This is a genomic window from Pseudomonas syringae (assembly GCF_001698815.1).
GTDB classification, from domain to species: Bacteria; Pseudomonadota; Gammaproteobacteria; order Pseudomonadales; family Pseudomonadaceae; genus Aquipseudomonas; species Aquipseudomonas syringae_A.
Genome location: NZ_LGSI01000020.1, coordinates 34,703 through 54,274, shown reverse-complemented (window position 1 = coordinate 54,274; position 19,572 = coordinate 34,703). Strand labels below are relative to the sequence as shown.

The 19,572-nt window shown below is 58.1% G+C and carries 18 protein-coding genes and 1 pseudogene; 9 read left to right on the top strand and 10 right to left on the bottom strand.

The features are described 5' to 3' along the window. Positions 1-9: 9 nt before the first annotated feature. Positions 10-1,032 carry an SMP-30/gluconolactonase/LRE family protein gene (locus AFK24_RS04930; RefSeq protein WP_065832179.1) on the top strand — a complete coding sequence of 341 codons (1,023 nt, stop codon included), beginning with the start codon at positions 10-12 and terminating at the stop codon, positions 1,030-1,032. Between the two features lie 2 nt (positions 1,033-1,034). Here AFK24_RS04930 and AFK24_RS04925 read toward each other — a convergent pair whose 3' ends face one another. Beyond that, positions 1,035-2,045 carry a zinc-dependent alcohol dehydrogenase family protein gene (locus AFK24_RS04925; RefSeq protein WP_065832178.1) on the bottom strand — a complete coding sequence of 337 codons (1,011 nt, stop codon included), beginning with the start codon at positions 2,043-2,045 and terminating at the stop codon, positions 1,035-1,037. 169 nt (positions 2,046-2,214) lie between these two features. On the opposite strand from AFK24_RS04925, the gene AFK24_RS04920 reads away from it, so the two are divergent. After that, positions 2,215-3,129, top strand: coding sequence for a LysR family transcriptional regulator (locus tag AFK24_RS04920; protein WP_065832177.1), 915 nt, complete (start codon positions 2,215-2,217; stop codon positions 3,127-3,129). A 20-nt stretch (positions 3,130-3,149) separates the two neighbouring features. On the opposite strand, the gene AFK24_RS04915 is transcribed toward AFK24_RS04920, so the two are convergent. Next, positions 3,150-3,368, bottom strand: a complete 219-nt coding sequence (locus AFK24_RS04915; RefSeq protein WP_065832176.1) for a hypothetical protein — start codon at positions 3,366-3,368, stop codon at positions 3,150-3,152. A 351-nt stretch (positions 3,369-3,719) separates the two neighbouring features. Further along, positions 3,720-4,601, bottom strand: coding sequence for an AraC family transcriptional regulator (locus AFK24_RS04910; protein WP_065832175.1), 882 nt, complete (start codon positions 4,599-4,601; stop codon positions 3,720-3,722). Between the two features lie 482 nt (positions 4,602-5,083). Here AFK24_RS04910 and AFK24_RS31465 point away from each other — a divergent pair. Further along, positions 5,084-5,257, top strand: a pseudogene (locus AFK24_RS31465) (AraC family transcriptional regulator); the annotation flags it as partial. On the opposite strand, the gene AFK24_RS04900 reads toward AFK24_RS31465, so the two are convergent. Then, positions 5,235-7,751, bottom strand: coding sequence for an ATP-binding protein (locus AFK24_RS04900; RefSeq protein WP_065832173.1), 2,517 nt, complete (start codon positions 7,749-7,751; stop codon positions 5,235-5,237). The pseudogene AFK24_RS31465 and the gene AFK24_RS04900 overlap by 23 nt on opposite strands. Positions 7,752-7,855: 104 nt before the next feature. Then, a complete protein-coding gene (locus AFK24_RS04895; RefSeq protein WP_065832172.1) occupies positions 7,856-8,788 on the bottom strand; it encodes a LysR family transcriptional regulator in 933 nt (310 codons plus the stop codon). A gap of 111 nt (positions 8,789-8,899) precedes the next feature. On the opposite strand from AFK24_RS04895, the gene AFK24_RS04890 reads away from it, so the two are divergent. Then, entirely contained in the window at positions 8,900-9,727 is an 828-nt protein-coding gene (locus AFK24_RS04890) for an SDR family oxidoreductase (RefSeq protein ID WP_065832171.1), read from the top strand. A 16-nt stretch (positions 9,728-9,743) separates the two neighbouring features. Here the strand turns inward: AFK24_RS04890 and AFK24_RS04885 are convergent, their stop codons facing one another. After that, complete coding sequence (locus AFK24_RS04885) at positions 9,744-10,670, bottom strand: LysR family transcriptional regulator (protein WP_065832170.1); 927 nt, start codon at positions 10,668-10,670, stop codon at positions 9,744-9,746. A 162-nt stretch (positions 10,671-10,832) separates the two neighbouring features. Here AFK24_RS04885 and AFK24_RS04880 point away from each other — a divergent pair, with 162 nt between their 5' ends. The 4 genes from AFK24_RS04880 to AFK24_RS04865 all read left to right on the top strand — a co-directional run bounded on the left by AFK24_RS04880 (position 10,833) and on the right by AFK24_RS04865 (position 14,221). Further along, entirely contained in the window at positions 10,833-11,237 is a 405-nt protein-coding gene (locus AFK24_RS04880) for a RidA family protein (protein WP_065832169.1), read from the top strand. Between the two features lie 82 nt (positions 11,238-11,319). Further along, a complete protein-coding gene (locus AFK24_RS04875; RefSeq protein WP_065832168.1) occupies positions 11,320-12,693 on the top strand; it encodes a pyridoxal-phosphate dependent enzyme in 1,374 nt (457 codons plus the stop codon). Continuing rightward, entirely contained in the window at positions 12,690-13,868 is a 1,179-nt protein-coding gene (locus AFK24_RS04870; RefSeq protein ID WP_065832167.1) for a cystathionine gamma-synthase, read from the top strand. The genes AFK24_RS04875 and AFK24_RS04870 overlap by 4 nt, the downstream gene beginning before the upstream one ends. Positions 13,869-13,942: 74 nt before the next feature. Next, positions 13,943-14,221, top strand: coding sequence for a DUF1330 domain-containing protein (locus AFK24_RS04865; protein WP_065832166.1), 279 nt, complete (start codon positions 13,943-13,945; stop codon positions 14,219-14,221). A gap of 43 nt (positions 14,222-14,264) precedes the next feature. Here AFK24_RS04865 and AFK24_RS04860 read toward each other — a convergent pair whose 3' ends face one another. After that, on the bottom strand, positions 14,265-14,645 hold the full coding sequence (locus AFK24_RS04860) for a RidA family protein (RefSeq protein ID WP_065832165.1): 381 nt from the start codon (positions 14,643-14,645) through the stop codon (positions 14,265-14,267). 86 nt (positions 14,646-14,731) lie between these two features. Beyond that, entirely contained in the window at positions 14,732-15,955 is a 1,224-nt protein-coding gene (locus tag AFK24_RS04855; protein WP_240500333.1) for an MFS transporter, read from the bottom strand. Positions 15,956-16,518: 563 nt separating this feature from the next. Between AFK24_RS04855 and AFK24_RS04850 the strand changes: the two genes are divergently transcribed. After that, positions 16,519-16,977, top strand: a complete 459-nt coding sequence (locus tag AFK24_RS04850; protein ID WP_065832163.1) for a GNAT family N-acetyltransferase — start codon at positions 16,519-16,521, stop codon at positions 16,975-16,977. Between the two features lie 71 nt (positions 16,978-17,048). Here the strand turns inward: AFK24_RS04850 and AFK24_RS04845 are convergent, their stop codons facing one another. Both AFK24_RS04845 and AFK24_RS04840 read right to left on the bottom strand, forming a co-directional pair. Next, complete coding sequence (locus tag AFK24_RS04845; protein ID WP_065832162.1) at positions 17,049-17,840, bottom strand: hypothetical protein; 792 nt, start codon at positions 17,838-17,840, stop codon at positions 17,049-17,051. Positions 17,841-18,560: 720 nt separating this feature from the next. Continuing rightward, the gene (locus AFK24_RS04840) at positions 18,561-19,568 is read right to left on the bottom strand and encodes a GlxA family transcriptional regulator (protein ID WP_065832161.1); all 1,008 of its coding nucleotides are present in this window, start codon (positions 19,566-19,568) and stop codon (positions 18,561-18,563) included. Positions 19,569-19,572 lie beyond the last annotated feature (4 nt).

Genomic DNA, 19,572 nt, shown 5'->3' with positions numbered 1-19,572 from the left:
GTGTTCTCAATGCATGAAAAAATCCTGGCTTCCCTGCTTTTCCTGCTCAGTGCCGGCGTGATCAACGCACAGGCCGCAGAGTCGATTCCGACGCTCAGCTACCCTGCCGAGGGCCAACAGCTACAGGCGATTGCAGCCGCTGAAAAAGACCTGCCCACCGTCACCGCCCAGCAATGGCTGAAGGTTTCGGAAAATGGCCTGCAGCTGGAAGGACCGTCTTTCGACCGGGAAGGCAATCTGCTGTTCGTGGAAGTCTTCGGCGGGCAGGTGCTCAAGGTCGACACCCAGGGCAAGCTCAGTGTCGTGGTGCCGAAAAATGCCTTGGGTTCAGCGGGGCTGGCGATTCATAAGGACGGTCGCCTATACGTCGCGGGGCTGGGCAACTTCAAGAACACCGGCAACTTGACCGCCTACAAACCCGATGGCTCGGCGCAGCAAGTGATGATTGCCGGCAACAAAAACTATCTGGTGGATGATCTGGTGTTCGACAACACCGGCGGTTTTTACTTCACGGATTTCAAAGGCACGTCCACCGAACCCACCGGCGGCGTGTATTACGTACCCGCAGACGGCAAAAGCATCGTGCCGATCCTGCCCAAACTGGCGATTGCCAACGGCATCGCCTTGTCGCCCGACGGCAAGACCCTGTGGGTCACGGAGTTCGCCACTGGCTTGCTGCACCGCATCGAGCTGAAGGACGCAACGACCATTGCCCCGTTTGGCGAGGCAGTGATCTATCGCTTCAACGGCCCTTCCCCGGATTCGATGCGCGTGGACCAGGATGGCAATCTCTACGTGGCGATGTACAGCCAGGGCAGGGTTCTGGTGCTGAATCCGAACGGCCTGCCTATCGGCCAGATCCTGATCCCCGGCCGCGAAAAAGGCCACTTCCTGCGCTCGACCAGCCTGGCAATCAAGCCCGAGACCAACGAGGTATACCTGGTTGCCAGCGACGGTGATCTCGGCGAAGGCAGTGCCATATTCAGAGCCCGGGGATTTGCCAAGGCGTTGAAGCTGTATTCGCATCAATGATTTCAGCCGACTTTGATCACGACCTTGCCGACGGCGCCTCTGGCCAGATGCTCATAAGCTTCGCGGGCCTGCTCGAATGGGTAAACCTTGTCGATCACCGGGCGAATTTTGTGCTCATTGAGGAACACATTCATGCGGTCGAACGATGAGCGCGGCGCCACCGCGATGCCACGAATCGTCGTCTGGCGGAAGATCAGCGGCATCAGGTTCAACTGCACGGTCTGCCCGGTCAGGAAGCCGATCTGGGCGATACGGCCAGCGGCCTTGGTTGCCGCAATCGACTGGTTGATACCGCTGCCACCCGCGATATCGAGCAGCAGATCGACGCCTTTGCCATCGGTCAGCCGGAGCACTTGCGCCTCCCAGTCCGGCGTGGTCCAGTAATTGATTCCAGCGACGGCACCCAGCGCTTGCACGGTTTGCAGATTCGCATCGCTGCTGGACGTCGCGATGACGCGAGCGCCAAGCGCAGTTGCAATCTGTACGGCGAAAACTGATACCCCGCCAGTGCCCTGGACGAGCACGGTCTGGCCTGGCCGGATCTGCCCATAATCCACCAGCGAATACCAGGCCGTGAGTGCTGCGATAGGCAAGGTTGCTGCTTCTTCGTCAGACATGTTCTGCGGCGCGGCGACAGCGCTGTCCTCATGGATGATCATGAACTCAGCCAATCCACCCGGCAGCGGCGAACCGAAACAATAGTCCGGCTCATGCGGGCCCGGTTCACCGTCCAGCCAGCGCGAATACAGATGGGAATTGACCCGATCGCCGATCCTGAAGCGCGTCACGCCGTCGCCAACGGCAACCACGGTGCCTGCGGCATCGCTGACCGGGATCAGCGGCTTGGGCACCCTGTGTGGTTCGTAGATACCATCGACGATAGCCTTGTCGCGAAAGTTGAGAGACACCGCGCCCACCTTCACCAGCAACTCCCCAGCCTTGGGTTGCGGGGTCGGCACCTCGCCCATCTGCAGGTTATCGAGTCCAAAATCTTTCAGTAGCCAGGCTTTCATTGCGCGTCTCCAGGTCTGTCAGGGCGATCTGCCGTGTTCTGAAGCCATTGTTGCCCCTCGCCGCGAGGCAATAAATGCGCAGGAATTAACATGATTGTTGTTTTCAGCGGCAACAATCGATGCGATTGATGTAGGATCGAGCGCAACTGAGAGGCTACGGGGAAGAAAAATGGAGTTGCTGCAATCGATGCGATTGTTTGCCAGGCTGGCCGAACTGGGGAGTTTCACCAAGGCAGCTGAGTCGTTGCAGATTGGCCGCCCGCAAGTGACTCGTTCCATTCAGGAGCTGGAGACATCGCTGGGGGTTCGCCTGTTTCAGCGCACCACGCGCCAGGTAAAGCTGACCACGGAGGGAGAGCGCTTTTACGACCGTGTTAAAGAAATCCTCGGCACTATCTCCGACGTCACCTCAATGTTCGACCGCTCCGGCTCGACCCTTGGCGGGCGACTGCGCATCGACATTCCAACGGCCTTTGCCCAAGTCGAACTGATGGACAGTCTGCGCGCGTTCAGCAGGCTGTTCCCCGAGATCGACCTGGTGCTCGGCGTGACTGATCGAACGGTGGATCTGGTGGGTGAAGGCATCGATTGCGCCCTGCGCATCGGGGTGCTGCCGGACTCAACCTTGATAGCGCGCCCCATCGGCCTGGCAACCATGGTGACCTGCGCCGCGCCCAAGTATCTGCGTGAACACAGCGAGCCCACCACTCTGGAGGATCTGGATAATCATCAGGGGGTCAGCTTCCTGTCCGGCCAGAACAACCGAACCTTGCCCTGGCATTTCTCGGTCAATGGCCAGGACAGAACCTACCTGAGCCACGCAGGTATTGCCGTCACCGAATCCAATGCCTACGTGCAATGCGGCGTTGCCGGCTTTGGCATTCTTCAGGCTCCCGGCATTGCCGTGGACCAATACCTGGCCAGCGGCGCGCTGGTGGAGATCCTCAAACCTTACCGCCCACTCCCTCGGCCGATCACAGTGCTTTACCCCAGCCGCAAGCATCTGGCGCCGCAAGTGGAAGTGTTTCTGGATTGGCTCCAGGAACAGTTCCCCAAACTTCATTCGCAGTGGCTGGAAGGTTGAAGAACTGATCGCGGCGATTGTTAAACAGGCGCAGGATCGGTGGGATTTACCCCGACACTCTGGATCGGCTGCTCATCCACATACAACTCATCCAGGGCGATCGACACGGCTTTGTGCTCGCCGGCCAAGGTCACCTGGAAGAATTGGCCCTGGTTATTTGCTTCCAATGAATGGAGATAGGTCTGGTTTTTGCCTGAGTCATAGTCACGCTTGAGCGTGCCGTTGGTGCCATCGCCCAACTTGGTGAAGCCTAAATCCAGCGCATAAAGAATATCGCCGGACTCATAATCGGTGATTACGTCGGAATGATCTTCGGTAGCGGTGCGATAATTCGAAACTCTTGAGATACGTCGCGTCCTGGGCTGCGTTATATAAGGGCTTCAGGCTGCTGCCGTGGCCGTCGCCAAGGCTTGTGTAACCCGGCGTCGTGAGGTCGAGCTTGTCCTGCCCGGCATCAAAACTTTCGATCGTGTCTGAGTGGGAGGTCGTGGAGTCCCGGCAGCTGTCGGTAATGCTGGTCAAGCGCAGTTGCAGCTTCCACTGATCAATTTCACTCGCCCGCTGCGTAAGCAGGCGCGTGAAAACATCCTTTACGTTAAAGGCAGGAAAAGCTCTGTAATTGCTTCGCTCTCAGGGACGTCTGGAAAGAATTTTATGCGCTGACAATAAAGCGGAAAATCCCGAAGCTCCTCGCCGCTGGCTGGGAACCATTCGCTGTAAAGGTACAAAGCGGCTTGCTCAAGGTTATCCGAACTTCCCACGACCTTTAGGACAGCGCAACGACCAGCCGGAATGTTGCCGGCTATTATCGGGACATCGGTTAGCTCAATTGGTTGGTCAGTGCCAGCGCACAAGTCGAGACGAAACTCGTCCGGCGGCGTTGTACGGGGGTCAGAATAAAACACATTGAAAGTCTTGCTGACCGGAGGAATCAGACCGGTGCTTTGCCGCCAAGCTATGAAACGTTGAACTCTCGCACCTACATTTGAAGGGCTACCTTGGTGCTGCATAATTGCCACCCGTGTCGAGGGTACGCTTCGGATAGTCACATCACTGGACTGATAAGTTGTCAGCATGCACTTGTTCCTCGCGGCGTGGAGTGGCTCGAACGTAGTCAACCATCGCTCCCAGTCAGGAGCTTTCCGAAAAACTGAGGGCCTTTGTCCTAGCCTCTGCCGAAAAGCGCGCGCAAAGGCATCTGGTGCTCCATAACCAGCATCCATGGCTATCTCTGTAACCGTTTCGTTTCGCCTAAACGCCAGTTTGTAGGAGGCGCGCTTCATGCGAGCGAGCTGGACATAGCGATTCAAGGGTAACCTGACGATAGCCAGGAACTGCCTGTGAAAATGGAATTTAGAAAAGGCTGCGATACTGCTCAACGTTTCCAGATCAAGGCAGCCATCAAGATTCACGTCTATGTGATCAAGCACCATTTGTATGCGGGATTGGTAATGCTTAAGCCTTGTGGTCATGGCCGTCCCTCGTTGAGGAAACCAGAATGAAGTCAGCAAGCGTAACGTGCCCGACCGATATTGCTATATTAGGTTCGCAGCCTGAAAGCGACCGTCTGCCTGAATCACCTTGCGCGAGCCAAGTAGCTATCCAGTTATGCGGAAGCAACTGACCGCCTCAACTCAGCCTCGATAGCCGCGATATCCGTATCAGGCAGGTCATCGAGCAAAGCTACCTTGATCAGGGCTCATTTGATCGAGGCTGGGCGTGGAAGTCATGCCTTGGACTTTACCAAAGCAGACCGCCTGCGACCGCAGGCGCAGGCGTTCCTACCGCAATCCTGTGCCCCCTCTGTAGGAGCGAATTTATTCGCGAAGCAGTGTTTCAGGCGCTGGATCTCTACCGGATGTACCGCCTCTTCGCGAACAAGTTCGCTCCTACAGCGATATTCCGTGTAGCGGACCGCCGCGCTGCTAAAATCGCTGATCGTCGTCCCTGCGATGTTCTGGTCGCCAGCGCCAGAAGCGTCACTAGCGCAGCCTTCGAAGTCGGCTACGAAAGCGCCACCCAGTTCGGCCGTGATTATGCGCGGATATTTGGTCTTCGCCCGGCCCGGGATGCCGCGAGAATTCTGGGGGAAACCAAAGGCGCCGTCAGCTCTCGATCAGACTCTTGATCCGCACGGCCAGGCCTTCGACCGAAAAGGGCTTGGTCATGACGTGCATGTTGGGATCGAGATCGCCGTTGCCGATGACGGCGTTTTCTGCGTAGCCGGTGATGAACAATATCTTCAGATCCGGACGACTTGAGCGGGAATAATCAGCCATCTGGCGACCGTTCATGCCACCTGGCAAACCGACGTCGGTGACCAACAGATCAACCCGGGCATTGGACTCGAGAATTCGCAGCCCCGATGCGCCATCGGCGGCTTCCAAAGCGGTGTAGCCCAACTCTTCCAGAATTTCTGCCACCAAATGACGCACTGTGGGTTCGTCATCGACCACCAATACAGTTTGCCCCTCTGACGCCCGGGGCATTTCCAGGGGTTGCAAAGGGACCTGCTCGACGTGTCGGGTCGTTTCCTGCGGCAGGTACAGTCGCACGGTAGAGCCTTTCCCGACTTCCGAATAGATTTTCGCCTGCCCGCCGGATTGCCTGATGAAGCCATAGATCATCGACAGGCCCAAGCCGGTGCCCATACCCAGCGGCTTGGTGGTAAAAAATGGCTCGAATGCCTTGGCCACCACGGCCGGGCTCATGCCGACGCCTGTATCGATAACGCTCAATGACACGTAGTTTCCAGGGGAGAGATCAAAGGCATCGGCAGCACGGACGTCCAGGGCACAATTGGCGGTTTCGACCACCAGCTTGCCGCCTGCGGGCATCGCATCACGGGCATTGATACAGAGATTCAACAAGGCATTTTCCAGCTGATTGCCGTCGACGTTACTGGTCCACAATGCCTCGTCGAGCAGCATGCGGGTCTCAACCGCCGGGCCTACGGTGCGAGCGATCAGATCCTGCATGCCGGCGACCAGACGATTGATATCAGTCGGCTTGGGATCAAGTGTCTGTCGCCGCGAAAACGCCAGAAGCCTGTGAGTCAAGGCGGCCGCCCGCTGGGACGATCCGTGCGCCGAGTTCACATATTTTTCGAGTTCATTGATGCGCCCTTGCCCTATCCGGGTCTGCATCATCTCTAGGCTGCCGGAAATCCCGGTCAGCAGGTTGTTGAAGTCGTGGGCGATGCCGCCGGTCAACTGCCCTACCGCCTCCATTTTCTGGGATTGCCGGAGCTGCTCTTCAGAACGCATCAACTCTTGGGTTCGGTCCTGGACAAGCTGCTCCAGAGAGGCGTTGATCTGCCGCAGATCGTTTTCAGCCCTGCGCCTGGCGATAGCACTGCGCGTGCGCCCCGCTGCATCTGCGGTAAACCGCATCTCCGCTGCCGTCCAGGCATACGGTTCATTACGGATAGCACACAGAGCGGCCACCGTTTTGCCGTTTTCCACCAATGGCACGCTGAGCAGCGACCCTATGCCAGCCCGCAACACGCCCTGCGCATCGCAGCAACGGGGATCGTTCGCGACATCAGCTATCGACAGTAGCTTGCCCAGTGCCAATTGACTGGAAAACCAGTCCGATTCATTCCCGCTACAGAGTCCATCCAGCGCGGTTTCTGCAGCGTCTGGCCAGCACCGACTGTCCAGTACAAGCTGCCCGTCAGGGTTCACCGACAGATAACAGGCAGCATCACATTCGAGGACGCTGCCCAAGGTTGCAGAGACGCTGTACGCCATGTCTTCGGGTTCTTGCATGTCACGTAAAACGTCACTCAGTTCGAGCAGTGCCTGGCGCCTGACCAGCGCACGATGAGCCTCGGTCACTTCCTGAAAAATGATCGTGAATCTATCGTCCTCCAGCGGATGCACACGGCCTTCGAACCAGCGCCTTATGCCCGCAACCTGATGATTGAACGCTGAAGTTTTTTGCTGATTGACCGCTGCTGCAACCTCGTCGATCCAGAAATTTTCGATGTCTGGAAACAACTCCCGGACTGTTCGACCCTGCACTTGTGCGTTGGTCACACCGACCAGCTCAGCCCAGGCCGGATTGACGTCCAGGTATCGCCAGTCGCTGACCGTCCCGTCTGCCTCACGAATGAGCTCACCGAGAACGAACCCGTCGTCGAGCCGTTCAAAAATGCCGCGCCAGTACTCTTCGCTTTGTCGCAGCGCCAATTCCGCATTCCGGCGCGCAGTGATATCCGTGAACAGCACTGCAACGATCTTCTGCTCCGTGTTTATGGCCGTGGCATGAACTTCAAACCATCGACGCAGCGCCTCTCCATAATGTTCAAAGCGTTTTGGTTCACCGGTGTCTGCCACTTTTCCGTAGACGTCGAACCAGTGCTGGTCTTGATCGGGCACCATGTCCCGAACCCATCTGCCTTTGGCATCGGCCAGGCCGGAATGCTGTTCGAAAACGCGATTGGTCTCGATGAACCGGTAATCGCACGGACGCCCATCGTCATCAAATTTCATTTCGATGATGCAAAAGCCGGTTTCGATGGAATCCAGCAGCTGTCGGTATTGTCTTCGCGCGACGGACAGATCGGTCTTGAGCCGTTCGTTTTCCGTTTGAAGAGTATGGGTGTCAGCGTGACTCATGGACGTCCCTGTGGGTGACGGTTTTCGGCGCCATCGACGATGGTTTGGGTGACGACAACACAGATAAGCTTGTTGAACTTGAACCGCTCAACTTTATCATCCAATCATTCGGCCTGACCCGCAGTTTCTAACGACATTCCCTGACCAACATCACGAATGACCTCGATGAACGCTCTCAAGCCCCTCGGCACATGGCGATGGCCCGGATAATACAAAAACAATCCGGGGATCTCTGGACACCAATCCTCCAACACCTTCACCAGTTGTTTTTTCGCCAGATACCAAGCGGCGGTCTGCTCCGGCACATAAGCAATGCCTAACCCGCGGGCCGCCGCGTCGGCCATGATCTCGGCGTTATCCAGCGTTAGAGTTCCAGAGACATCCAGCGTCAAGGATTGGCCGTGCTTTTCAAACTCCCAGCGGTAGGGCTTGCCGCTCGGCAGGCGAATGCAAATACATTGATGACGACGAAGATCGTCAGGAGTAAGCGGCGCGGGATGCTCCTGCAGATAGGTCGGCGAGGCCAAGGCGAGAAAGCGTGTATCCGCCCCCAGGCTCACGGCGATCATGTCCTGCGGCACCGATTCCCCCAAACGAATGCCGGCGTCGAAACCGTCAGCAACGATATCGACCAGTCTGCCATCAGTGACCAGATCGACCGCCATTTGCGGAAAGCGTGACAGGAACGCCGGAAGTATCGATTCCAGCAGAAAGCGCGCCGCAGGCTCGCTGGCACTGATCCGCAACGTGCCGCCGGGAAGATCGCGGAACTGATTGACCTCTTCCACCGCCAACTCGAACTCGCGGAGCATTGGCGCGAGCCTTGTAACCAGCCGTTCGCCCGCAGCAGTAGGCGCGACACTGCGCGTGGTGCGATTGAGCAGACGCACGCCGAGGTTGGCTTCCAGCGTGCGCATCATGTGACTCAGGGTAGAAGCCGAAAGCCCAAGTTCATCGGCGGCCTTGCGAAAGCTGCGATGGGCAACGATCAGCGTCAATGCGCTCAGCTCGGCAAGGGACAGCGGCAACTGATTCATGGGCTTATTTCACCAGTGCATACGGTATTGACCGGATAGTAACAGCAGTCATCACGCACTAGGGTGGTCTTGCCGATGGGCACCATGCTCAATCACGAGGAGGTTACAGCGATGAATAAAACATGGTTAGTTACCGGAAGTTCTTCAGGAATAGGCCGGGCGCTGGTCGAACAGCTGCTGCAACGCGGTGAACGGGTGGCGGCCACTTTGCGCAAAACAGAGGCGCTGAGTGACCTGAAAGCACGTTACGGCGAACAGCTGTGGCTGGCGGCGCTGGATGTAAACGATCCAGTCGCCGTTCGCGACGTCATGCGACAAGCGTTCAGCAAATTGGGGCGCATCGATGTGGTGGTGAGCAATGCGGGTTACGCGCTGTTTGGTGCCGCCGAGGAAGTCAGCGATGAGCAGATCAACCAGCAATTGCAGACCAATCTGATCGGTTCGATGCAGGTCATCCGCGCTTGTCTGCCGTATCTGCGAGAGCAAGGTGGCGGCCGGATTTTACAAGTGTCGTCCGAGGGCGGCCAACTCGCTTACCCCAACTTCAGTATCTATCACGCGAGCAAATGGGCCATCGAAGGCTTTGTTGAATCCGTGGCTCAAGAGGTTGCGCCGTTCGGTATCGAATTCACCCTGGTGGAACCGGGCCCGACCCGTACCAATTTCGGCGCAGCGCTGGTCAGCCCGCCGGTGATGGACGTTTACGAGCAAACTCCCGCAGGTGAAGTGCGCCGCGCGATCACCAGTGGCGCATTCCCCCTCAACGGCGACCCGCTGAAAATGGCCAACGCCATGATCGAAGCTGCCAACGCCCAGCCTGCACCAAAACGTTTGTTGCTTGGCAGTGATGCCTATGACCGGGTCCACACGACGTTGACTGAGCGACTGCACCAGCTGGAGCAGCAGGAGGCGCTTGCCCGGAGTACCGAGATTGATTGAGTGGGCGAAAAGGCGTCTATAACGGCGGTACCGCGCTGACCGGCGCATGTTGTGCCATCAACTCGACAACCCAATCGATGAACACGCGCAGCTTCACGCTGATATGCCGGTTCGGGGGAAATGCCACGTACATCGGCATGGAGTCCAGACGCCAGTCTGCAAACAGCGGCACCAATTCGCCACGCGCGACACTGGCCTGGGCCATGTAGTCAGGCAACCAAAGCACCCCGAGGCCCGCCAGGCCAGCGGCGAGATAAGCATTGCCATCGTCGACCGCCAGAACGTAGCGGCCCTGGATATGCACGCTTTCATCGTTCAAGCGCATGGCATAGGGCAGCGCCTTACCGGTGCGCGCCCACAGAAAGCCGACGATGCGATGCTGCGAATCTTCCAGCTCTCGCGGATGTACTGGCGTGCCGACTCGCTCCAGATAGCTCGGTGCCGCATAAACGCCCAGCTGGAGAGTGCCAACCCGACGGGCCATCAAAGACTGGTCGGTCAGCTCGCCGCCACGCACCACGCAATCGACATTCTCTCCGACGATATCAACGATCCGGTCGCTCACACCCATGTCGATCTGGATATCTGGATAGCGCGCATGAAAGGCGGGCAACGCCGGCACCAGAATCATGCTCGCCAGCGGGCTGGGCACATCCACGCGCAGTCGTCCCCTTGGCGATGTCGACGCGGCGGACAGGCTGGTTTCGGCGTCGTCCAGATCGGCGAGAAGCCTGACCGCTCGCTCGTAAAACACCGAGCCATCGGCCGTTACGTTGACTTTGCGCGTGGTGCGATTGAGCAATTTGACCTGCAACCGTGCCTCCAACTGCTGGACCAGTTGCGTCACGCTGGTCTTGCTCATATGCAGCGTCTCGGCCGCCTTGGTGAAGCTGCCCGCCTCCACCACTCTGACGAAGGCCTGCATCGCGTCGAACCGGTCCATTACTATCCTCTGCGGGCTGGATTACTGCCTTGATTGTTTCGAATTTGCAAACAGTGCTGGCTAGAGTTGCCTGTTTATCGGGCCGGAACAAGTCCCTAAAGTCCCTTCATCGCTGAGCGGGTCGCCTTCGACTCGTTCCTTAACCTCATGAAGGAGTTAGATATGACAATCCGTGACGTGGTTTTTCCACCCGACCGCCAGGCGCTTTATGAGCGCAATCGTTATTCGCCGGCGATCAAATCCAACGGTTTCCTGTTCGTATCCGGACAGGTCGGCAGTAACGAAGACGGCTCGCCCGAGGCAGATCTCGAAAGCCAGGTGCGTCGCGCCTTCAACAATCTCAATGCCATTCTCGGCGCTGCCGGTTGCACCTTTGACGATGTCATCGACGTGACAGTGTTCATTGTCGATCCAGAGTCGAAGTTTGAAACCATCTGGAAGGTGATTCCAGAGTTCTGGGGTAACGCGCCACACCCGACTCTGACGGGGGTTGGTGTGACCTGGCTGTATGGCTTCCAGTTTGAAATCAAAGTCATCGCCAAACTTCCGGAATCCGCTGCTGCATGACCTGACAGGCGATTTGGACGGCAGGTGTGCGGACGGCAAGCTACCCTGATCTCAATGCAGATTCCCGCAGCGAGATGAAGACATGCCTAATGACTCCCGCCCTGCCGTGCTCGGATTGATCGGCAATACCCCGCTGGTGCGCGTCACCCGCTTCGATACCGGCCTGTGTACGCTGTTCCTCAAACTCGAATCGCAGAATCCCGGCGGTTCGATCAAGGACCGCATCGGTCTGGCGATGATCGATGCGGCCGAGCGCGATGGTCGCCTGCGCCCCGGCGGCACCATCATCGAGGCGACGGCTGGCAACACCGGCCTGGGGCTTGCCCTGGTCGGTCGCGCCAAAGGCTACCGCGTCGTGTTGGTGGTGCCGGACAAAATGTCCACCGAGAAAGTCCTCCACCTCAAGGCGATGGGCGCCGAGGTGCATATCACCCGCTCCGACGTCGGCAAGGGCCATCCCGAATATTATCAGGACGTCGCCGCGCGGCTCGCGCAGGAGATTCCCGATGCGTTCTTCGCCGATCAATTCAACAATCCGGCCAACCCGCTGGCTCATGAGTGCAGCACCGCGCCAGAGATCTGGGCGCAGACTGAGCATGATCTGGATGCAATCGTCGTCGGTGTCGGTTCGGCTGGGACGCTGACCGGGCTGACGCGTTTTTTCCGCCGGGTGCAGCCGGATCTGGTCATGGTGCTGGCCGATCCGGTTGGCTCGGTCATGGCGGATTACAGTCGCGGCCTGCCGCTTCCGACGCCCGGTTCCTGGGCCGTGGAAGGCATCGGCGAAGACTTCATCCCGTCTATCGCCGACCTTTCCAGCGTGCGCCAGGCCTATTCCATCAGCGACGAGGAAAGCTTCGATCATGCCCGGCAACTGTTGCGCGCCGAAGGCATTCTCGGCGGCTCTTCGACCGGCACGTTGCTGGCGGCGGCGCTGCGCTACTGTCGCGAGCAAACCGAGCCCAAACGCGTCGTAAGCTTCGTCTGCGACACGGGCACCCGCTACCTGTCGAAGGTGTACAACGATCAATGGATGACCGATCAGGGCTTGCTGCAGCGCAAGCGTTACGGCGACCTGCGCGACCTGATCGCTCGGCGTTTCGAGGACGGCAGAGTGATCAGCGTCGGCCCGGATGACACGCTGCTGACCGCCTTCCAGCGCATGCGTCTGGCCGATGTGTCGCAGCTTCCGGTGCTGGTGGATGGCCAGCGTCTGGTGGGCGTTATCGACGAATCCGACATTTTGGTCGGCGTCCATGAAGACCCATCGCATCTGCATATGACTGTGGCCAGCGCCATGACCGACAAATTGGAAGTTCTGCCCCCGGACGCCAGTCTGGTTGAGTTGCAAAGCAAGCTTGATCGAGGGCTGATAGCGATTATTGCTGACGCGGTGTGCTTTCACGGTTTGATTACCCGCGTCGATCTGCTCAATCATTTACGGAGATCACTATGAATCAACACGATGAAACCACTCCGCCACAGGCCTTCGCCACCAGAGTGATCCATGCAGGCCAGGCGCCGGACCCTTCCACCGGGGCATTGATGCCACCCATTTACGCCAATTCGACCTACCTGCAACAAAGTCCCGGCGTGCACAAGGGACTTGATTACGGCCGTTCACACAACCCGACGCGCTGGGCACTGGAGCGCTGCGTGGCGGACCTGGAAAGCGGAACCCAGGCCTACGCCTTCGCGTCCGGGCTGGCGGCGATTTCCACCGTGCTCGAATTGCTCGACGCCGGCGCGCACATCGTTTCCGGCAATGACCTGTACGGCGGCACTTTCCGACTGTTTGACAAAGTGCGCCAACGCAGCGCCGGGCATCGCTTCAGTTATGTCGATCTAACCGATCTGGCCGCATTCGAAGCGGCGCTGCAGGACGACACGCGGATGGTCTGGGTCGAGACGCCGAGCAACCCACTGTTGAGTCTTACCGACCTCGCCGCCGTGGCGCGCATCTGTCGCGGACGCGGCATTATCTGCGTCGCCGACAACACCTTTGCCAGCCCGTGGATTCAGCGCCCGCTGGAGCTGGGCTTCGATATCGTGGTGCATTCGACTACCAAATACCTCAACGGTCACTCGGACGTGATCGGAGGCATCGCAGTGGTGGGCCAGAACGCAGAATTGGCCGAGCGCCTGGGCTTTCTACAAAACTCGGTGGGCGCCATCGCCGGGCCGTTCGACGCCTTTCTGACCCTGCGCGGCGTGAAGACCCTGGCCCTGCGCATGGAACGCCATTGCAGCAACGCGCTGACGCTGGCGCAATGGTTGGAGCAACAGCCGCAGGTCGCGCATGTCTATTATCCGGGCCTGGCTTCGCATCCTCAACACGAGTTGGCGCGGCAGCAGATGCGCGGATTCGGCGGCATGATTTCTGTCGACTTGAACACCGATCTGGCTGGCGCGACGCGCTTTCTGGAAAATGTTCGGATCTTCGCCCTGGCCGAAAGCCTGGGTGGCGTGGAGAGCCTGATCGAGCATCCTGCGATCATGACCCACGCGAGCATTCCGGCAGAAACCCGCGCACAGCTCGGCATCGGCGATGGGCTGGTGCGGTTGTCAGTGGGCGTCGAGGATATCGATGATCTGCGCGCGGATCTGGCTCAGGCGCTGGCCCGGATTTGACTTGCCGCAGCTGGGCGCTGCTGAAAATAGGTGAGTAGAATCGGCGCAATCCCATCAATAACATCGGAGTCACTATGAGCGCCTATGTAATCGTTGAAATCACCGATAAAGATGACGCTGCGAAAAACCGATACGCCCAGGCGGCAGGGCCGATTGTAGAAGGCTTCGGCGGCAAATTTGTCGCACGGGGACCGGTGACTGTCCTGCACGGCGCGGGCGCGCTCGAACGGGGCTTGGTCATCGAGTTTACCGACCGCGAGGCAGCGCTGACCTGGTACCACAGCCCTGAATATCAGGCGCTCATCGAAATACGCAACATTGCCTTTGACAGCCGCTTTGTGTTGATCGGCTAAGCTGCGCCCTTCGCGTCTGGGTCGCAGCTATCTGACTGGCGACTCAGCCCTTGGCAGCCATCGCGGTCACTTCCACACGCATCCCTTCAACCGCCAGGGCAGCAACGCCAACAGCGGCGCGAACCGGCCAGGGCTTACTGAAGAAACGCTGATAAACCTCATTGAAGGCAGGACGGTCGGCCATGTCGGTGAGGTAGATAGTCAAATGCAGGACCCGGTCCATGGAGCTGCCGGCGCCTTCCAATGCAACCTTCAACGCCTGCAGCGTGCACTCGCTCTGCTCGACGATGCCGCCCAGCTCCAGACTGCCGTCGGCGCGGGTCGGAATCTGAGTGGAGACCAGCAGGCCGCCGATACCGGCCACGTCTGAGGAAATGGAGTCCGGATCGGCGTCGGCGACAAAAGTAAGGTCTTGGTTTGCCATGGGGATCTCTTGCTTGAGGGCTAGCGGGAATTTTGCAGGCCGCCAGTCTACCAACCCCATGGCAGGTTCGTGAATTAGCGGCGCTGTCAGCGCGCATTGCCAGTAATCGGCGCAGGCCGCGCTATCGCCAGCGCTACCAGCGCCGCAATAAAACACAGCATGCCGGCGATGAAAAACGACGGTGTGTAGGTTGCCAGCACGGTGCGGATCATCCCGGCACCGTAGGCTGCGAAAGCCGCACCCAATTGATGGGCAGCGAAGATCCAGCCGAACACGATATTGGCGCGCTGTACGCCAAAGGTGGCAGCGGTCAGCTTGATCGTTGGCGGCACCGTGGCAATCCAGTCCAGCCCATAGAGGATGGCGAAAATCGACAGTCCGAAAACGGCAAAATCGGTGAACGGCAGGATGATCAGTGCGACGCCACGCAGCCCGTAATACATGAACAACAGCCAGCGATTGTCGTAGCGATCCGACAGCCATCCAGAACCAACCGTGCCGATGAAGTCGAAAATCCCCATCACTGCCAGCAGCCCCGCCGCGCTGGTGGCAAGCAGACCGAAGTCGCCACACATGGTGACAAAGTGCGTCTGAATCAAACCCGACGTGCTTGCGCCGCAGATGAAAAATGTTGCGAAGAGAATCCAGAAGGTCATCGACCCGGAAACATCGCGCAGTACAGTCAGGGGCATCAGCAACATCTGCCGCAGCGTTCCGGTTTTTGCGCTAATCGCTTGCGGTTCGGTTTCGCCGTACAGCGGCAGGCCAAGGTCTGCGGGGTGATCACGCATCAACGCAAGTACCGCGACAACAGCCACTGCCAGCATCACGCAGATAAAAGCGAGTGCCGTGCGCCAACCGAAGTTTTCGGTGAGGCGCGCCAGCAGCGGCAGGAACACCAGCTGGCCGGTAGCAGAACTCGCGGCTAACAAGCCGATGATCAGACCGCGTCGGGACGAGAACCAGCGAGTTGCGACTGTCGCACCCAACACCATTGCGGTCAGGCCGGTGCCAGCGCCGACCAGGACGCCCCAGCACAAGACCAGTTGCCAGAACTCGGTCATGAACAACAATGAGCCTCCAAATCCGATCATCACCACGACAATGGCAGTCACCATGACTTTGCGCATGCCAAAGTGGTTCATGAAGGCGCCGGCGAACGGCCCCATCAACCCGAACAAGGCAAAACGAATCGCCAGGGCCGAAGAAATATCGGCCGTTTGCCAGCCGAACTCGTTCTGTAAAGGAACGATGAACACGCCCGGCGCGCCTACCGCTCCGGCCATTACCAACATCGTCAAAAAGGTCACGGATGCGACGATCCAACTGTAATGAATCCTGCGCCGCATCAATGACCCTGCGAGTAGCGATGCCAGCATTGCCGTGTCCTTGCTTGAGATGGTGGGAGTAGTGACGACCAGAGCGGTGTGGTCAGGAGACCTGTCACCTTCATATGGCGTGGTGCATTCACCCTTGCCGGAAGGCCAGTTTTCCCGCCTGGTTTCGTGGGATGGCGGTTAACACAAGCAATCTGACTCATTAGATTTTAGTCATCATATTATCCAACCCAAGATTCATCAAGCGCATAATTAAAAAAATCTAAATGTGAAATATGCATGCTATTGCGGAACCTCAAGGCGTACCTTCAGCAAGGCGGCTGCTCCAGCCCTTCCCTGTTTGCTATCGATAGTGAAGGTATGTCTGGCCCGCCAATCAATCTATTAGGGGTGGTATTGTTGTAACGATCAATGGATCAGCCAGCGCTTACCCGATGAACTCGACATCTTTGGCCACCTGACCCAAACCTTGCGCTCATAGCCTGTTCACCCGGATTTCTTTAGGATCGCACGACCATTCGCAAGGAATTGCCCAGATGGATTGCCTGATTCGAATCGCAACTCGCGAGGACACCTCGGCCATAAGCACGGTCATTGTCAGCGCCTTACGCCAGTCCAACGCCCACGACTACTCACCTGAAATCATCGCCCGGGTTGAACACAGCTTTTCCCCGAAGGCGATCCTCGATTTGTTGATTCAACGTCAGGTTTATGTGGCGACAGTCCGCGGTCAGGTGGTTGCAACAGCCAGCCTGGATCGGGACATTGTTCGGAGTGTGTTCGTCGACCCACTCCATCAAGGGACAGGCATAGGACGACAACTGATGACGCTGCTGCTGGCAGTAGCCGCCAGCAATGGAATAGAACGATTGCGTGTCCCCTCTTCAATTACCGCAGAAGGTTTTTACTCTTCACTTGGCTTCAACAAAATTCGAGATGAATTTCATGGAGCTGAGAACACGATCATCATGGAAAGGATGCTTGGGCTAGCGTAAATCAATCATTCCGCACACCCGGACCCTCGGCGTCCTGATACCAGGTATCCGAGGGGCGCGGCAGCTTGACATCAGGGTCTTTCAGCAAGGGATTCCCGCTGTGCCTGTGGCTCTTCGATCCGGGCGGCCTGCTTGGGCTTCAATCCTGCCAGCGACCGGCGGATTCGGCTTGCCAGGGAGCTGCGGCCATGCACGTTCTGGTAGTGAAAAACGGCAGTTGATCGAATGACACTAGGATCGGCAGGAAGATTAGTGTGCAGCGAGCGATAACCCCAGAACAGATACATATCGCCTGGCCGCATCCGTATCCGCACAAACTGCTCGGCATGTCTGGCGTGACGCTGGGCCAGGCGTCGCTGAGACCATCGATTGTCGATCAGCAGCTTGTCCAACAGGTTCAGGGCATAATTTTGCCGAATGGGCCTGTGATTGGGGAGCATGATCAGATCACCTGGGTCGCTCTGTTCTGGCATACAAACAGGCATGATCGCCGTCAGCACAAATGAGTCGTAATGGAAGATCAACGACTCACGCTGACCGCGCTCGCCAATCAGGCAGCGCAATACTTGATGCAGACCTGGCTCGCTGGGTCGCTGTCCTGTTTCTTTTGCCACCACACGTTGGCATAAATCGAGGAAGTCGGGCGAGCTGCCCCACTCGTGCAAAAGCGAACCGGCTACGGCCTGGCTGCCGGTTAACGCAACGTATTGATTACCTGCGGCACTGACCGCCTGGCTGACCATCGCTTGTAATTCAGCCAGCTCAACGTCGCTCGCCCAACCACGTAGAACGGCGAAGCCATCGGTGTTGATCGCGTCGACCAGCGTCTCGATCTGCGTTTCAGAGAACTTTTGATATTGCATCGGGTGCGTACTCGCGGCGGTGGAGTGAGCATGTCCGCCTGTACCAACCCTGACGCCGGGATAGCGATCAGATGATGTTCAGGCTGACTTAAACCGAAAGCACACACCGTCTCACTAACCGGATGTTGTCTGGCAATGAAATTTGCGACGCCCGCTGCCTTTTTGAAACAGCACAAGCAATCGTCGTCAGCTTAGTAGAATGATACGCATTCCGTAAATCAACTTTCGTATCTTCTGCTTGACATGATAGCCCGTGGCCGCCTGTAAAGGAGTTGTTCAGCACGTGGTCATCCCCTGAACCTCTGCAACGGTGTCAATTACTGAAGTACTGCGATGGGCGTAAGCCGGATGTGACAAAACGCAGAAAGCGTCCACGCTGGCCTTCTTCCCTGGAGAGCCCGTCAAGTGACTCTGACTACCTTATATGACAATTGAAAATTGAATCCAGAAAATGGGAAGCACCGTCTCTCCGTAGAACCCGAAGGAGGTAATTGGTAGCCAGCAGCCCCATAAATCCAGCGATACAGGCTGACAATATATTGTAAAGACAGCTGGCACGTGGTGACCGCTTGTCCGTTTCACAGCAGCCTTTTGCGTTGACAGGCCTGTCACCCGCCAGGGCTTCGATATCATCCCTGAAGTGCTCCACGTAACTCCCTGACATAGATCAAAATCGACGTAACTGGAAGGTCATTGCCAAGGTTTGCCATCCGTTGAAGATCAGGCCGTAGACGAGCGCAAACGGCTTTGCGAAGGCGGCGTGGATTCGTATTTTCCCCAGATGCGCCGCAAATGACGCGCCGACCCGAAACCTGCGCGTTGTGCCACCGTTTCCATATCCAGGCTCGAATGGATCAGCAATTCCCGTGCAAGCGCTATCCGCAGTCGATGCAGGTAATCCAGCGGGCCGCCCCCTGCATATTCATGGAACAGCCGCCCCAGATGACGGCTGCTGGTGCAGGCAATACCTGCCATCTGCTCTACCGTCCAGTCGCCGCCGGGGTCGGTAGCCACTGCATCCTGCACCCGGTGTAGCGCGGGGTGCAGGTGATTACGTCCCATAATCCATGGCGACAACTGCGGATCGGCACCGCCCCGACGCATATACACCACCATCTCCCGCGCGACGGCACACGCCAGCCGTGGTCCGCTCAACTCCGCCAGCACCTGCAGCATCAGGTCGATACCCGCTGTAATGCCAGCGCTGGTGCTGATTCGACCGTCGGTGACGTACAGTCGGTTTTCCAACACCCTGGCCTTGGGGGCGAGTTCCTGCAACGTCGCGCACAGGGAGTGATGTGTGGTGCATTGGCGGCCATCAAGCAAACCTGCTCGGGCCGCGCTCAACGCCCCCGCGCACACGCACAGTAACCGCTCGCCGGTGGGTGCCAGAACCCGTCGAAGCCATTCGGTCAGAACAGCGCTGCTTGCTTCGAACTCACGCAGCTGCGCCGGGGATACTGCCGACGTTGAACCGACCAATACCACGAGAGTTCCCGGCAACAGGCTTTCCGGCAGCGGCGCCAGACCCGCCAAAGGCAGGCCGATAGACGTCTGCAAGTCCGCCAGCGGGCTGACGTACTGCAGCTCAAACTCCACGCGCTCCTCGCCTTCTGCCTGGGGTTCTCCGGACTCGATCCGGGAGGCGAGCCGCAGCACTTCGGCCGGACCCGCCAGATCCAGCATCAGAACATTGGGCAGCAGCACGAACAGCACCGGAATCGCCATGGTT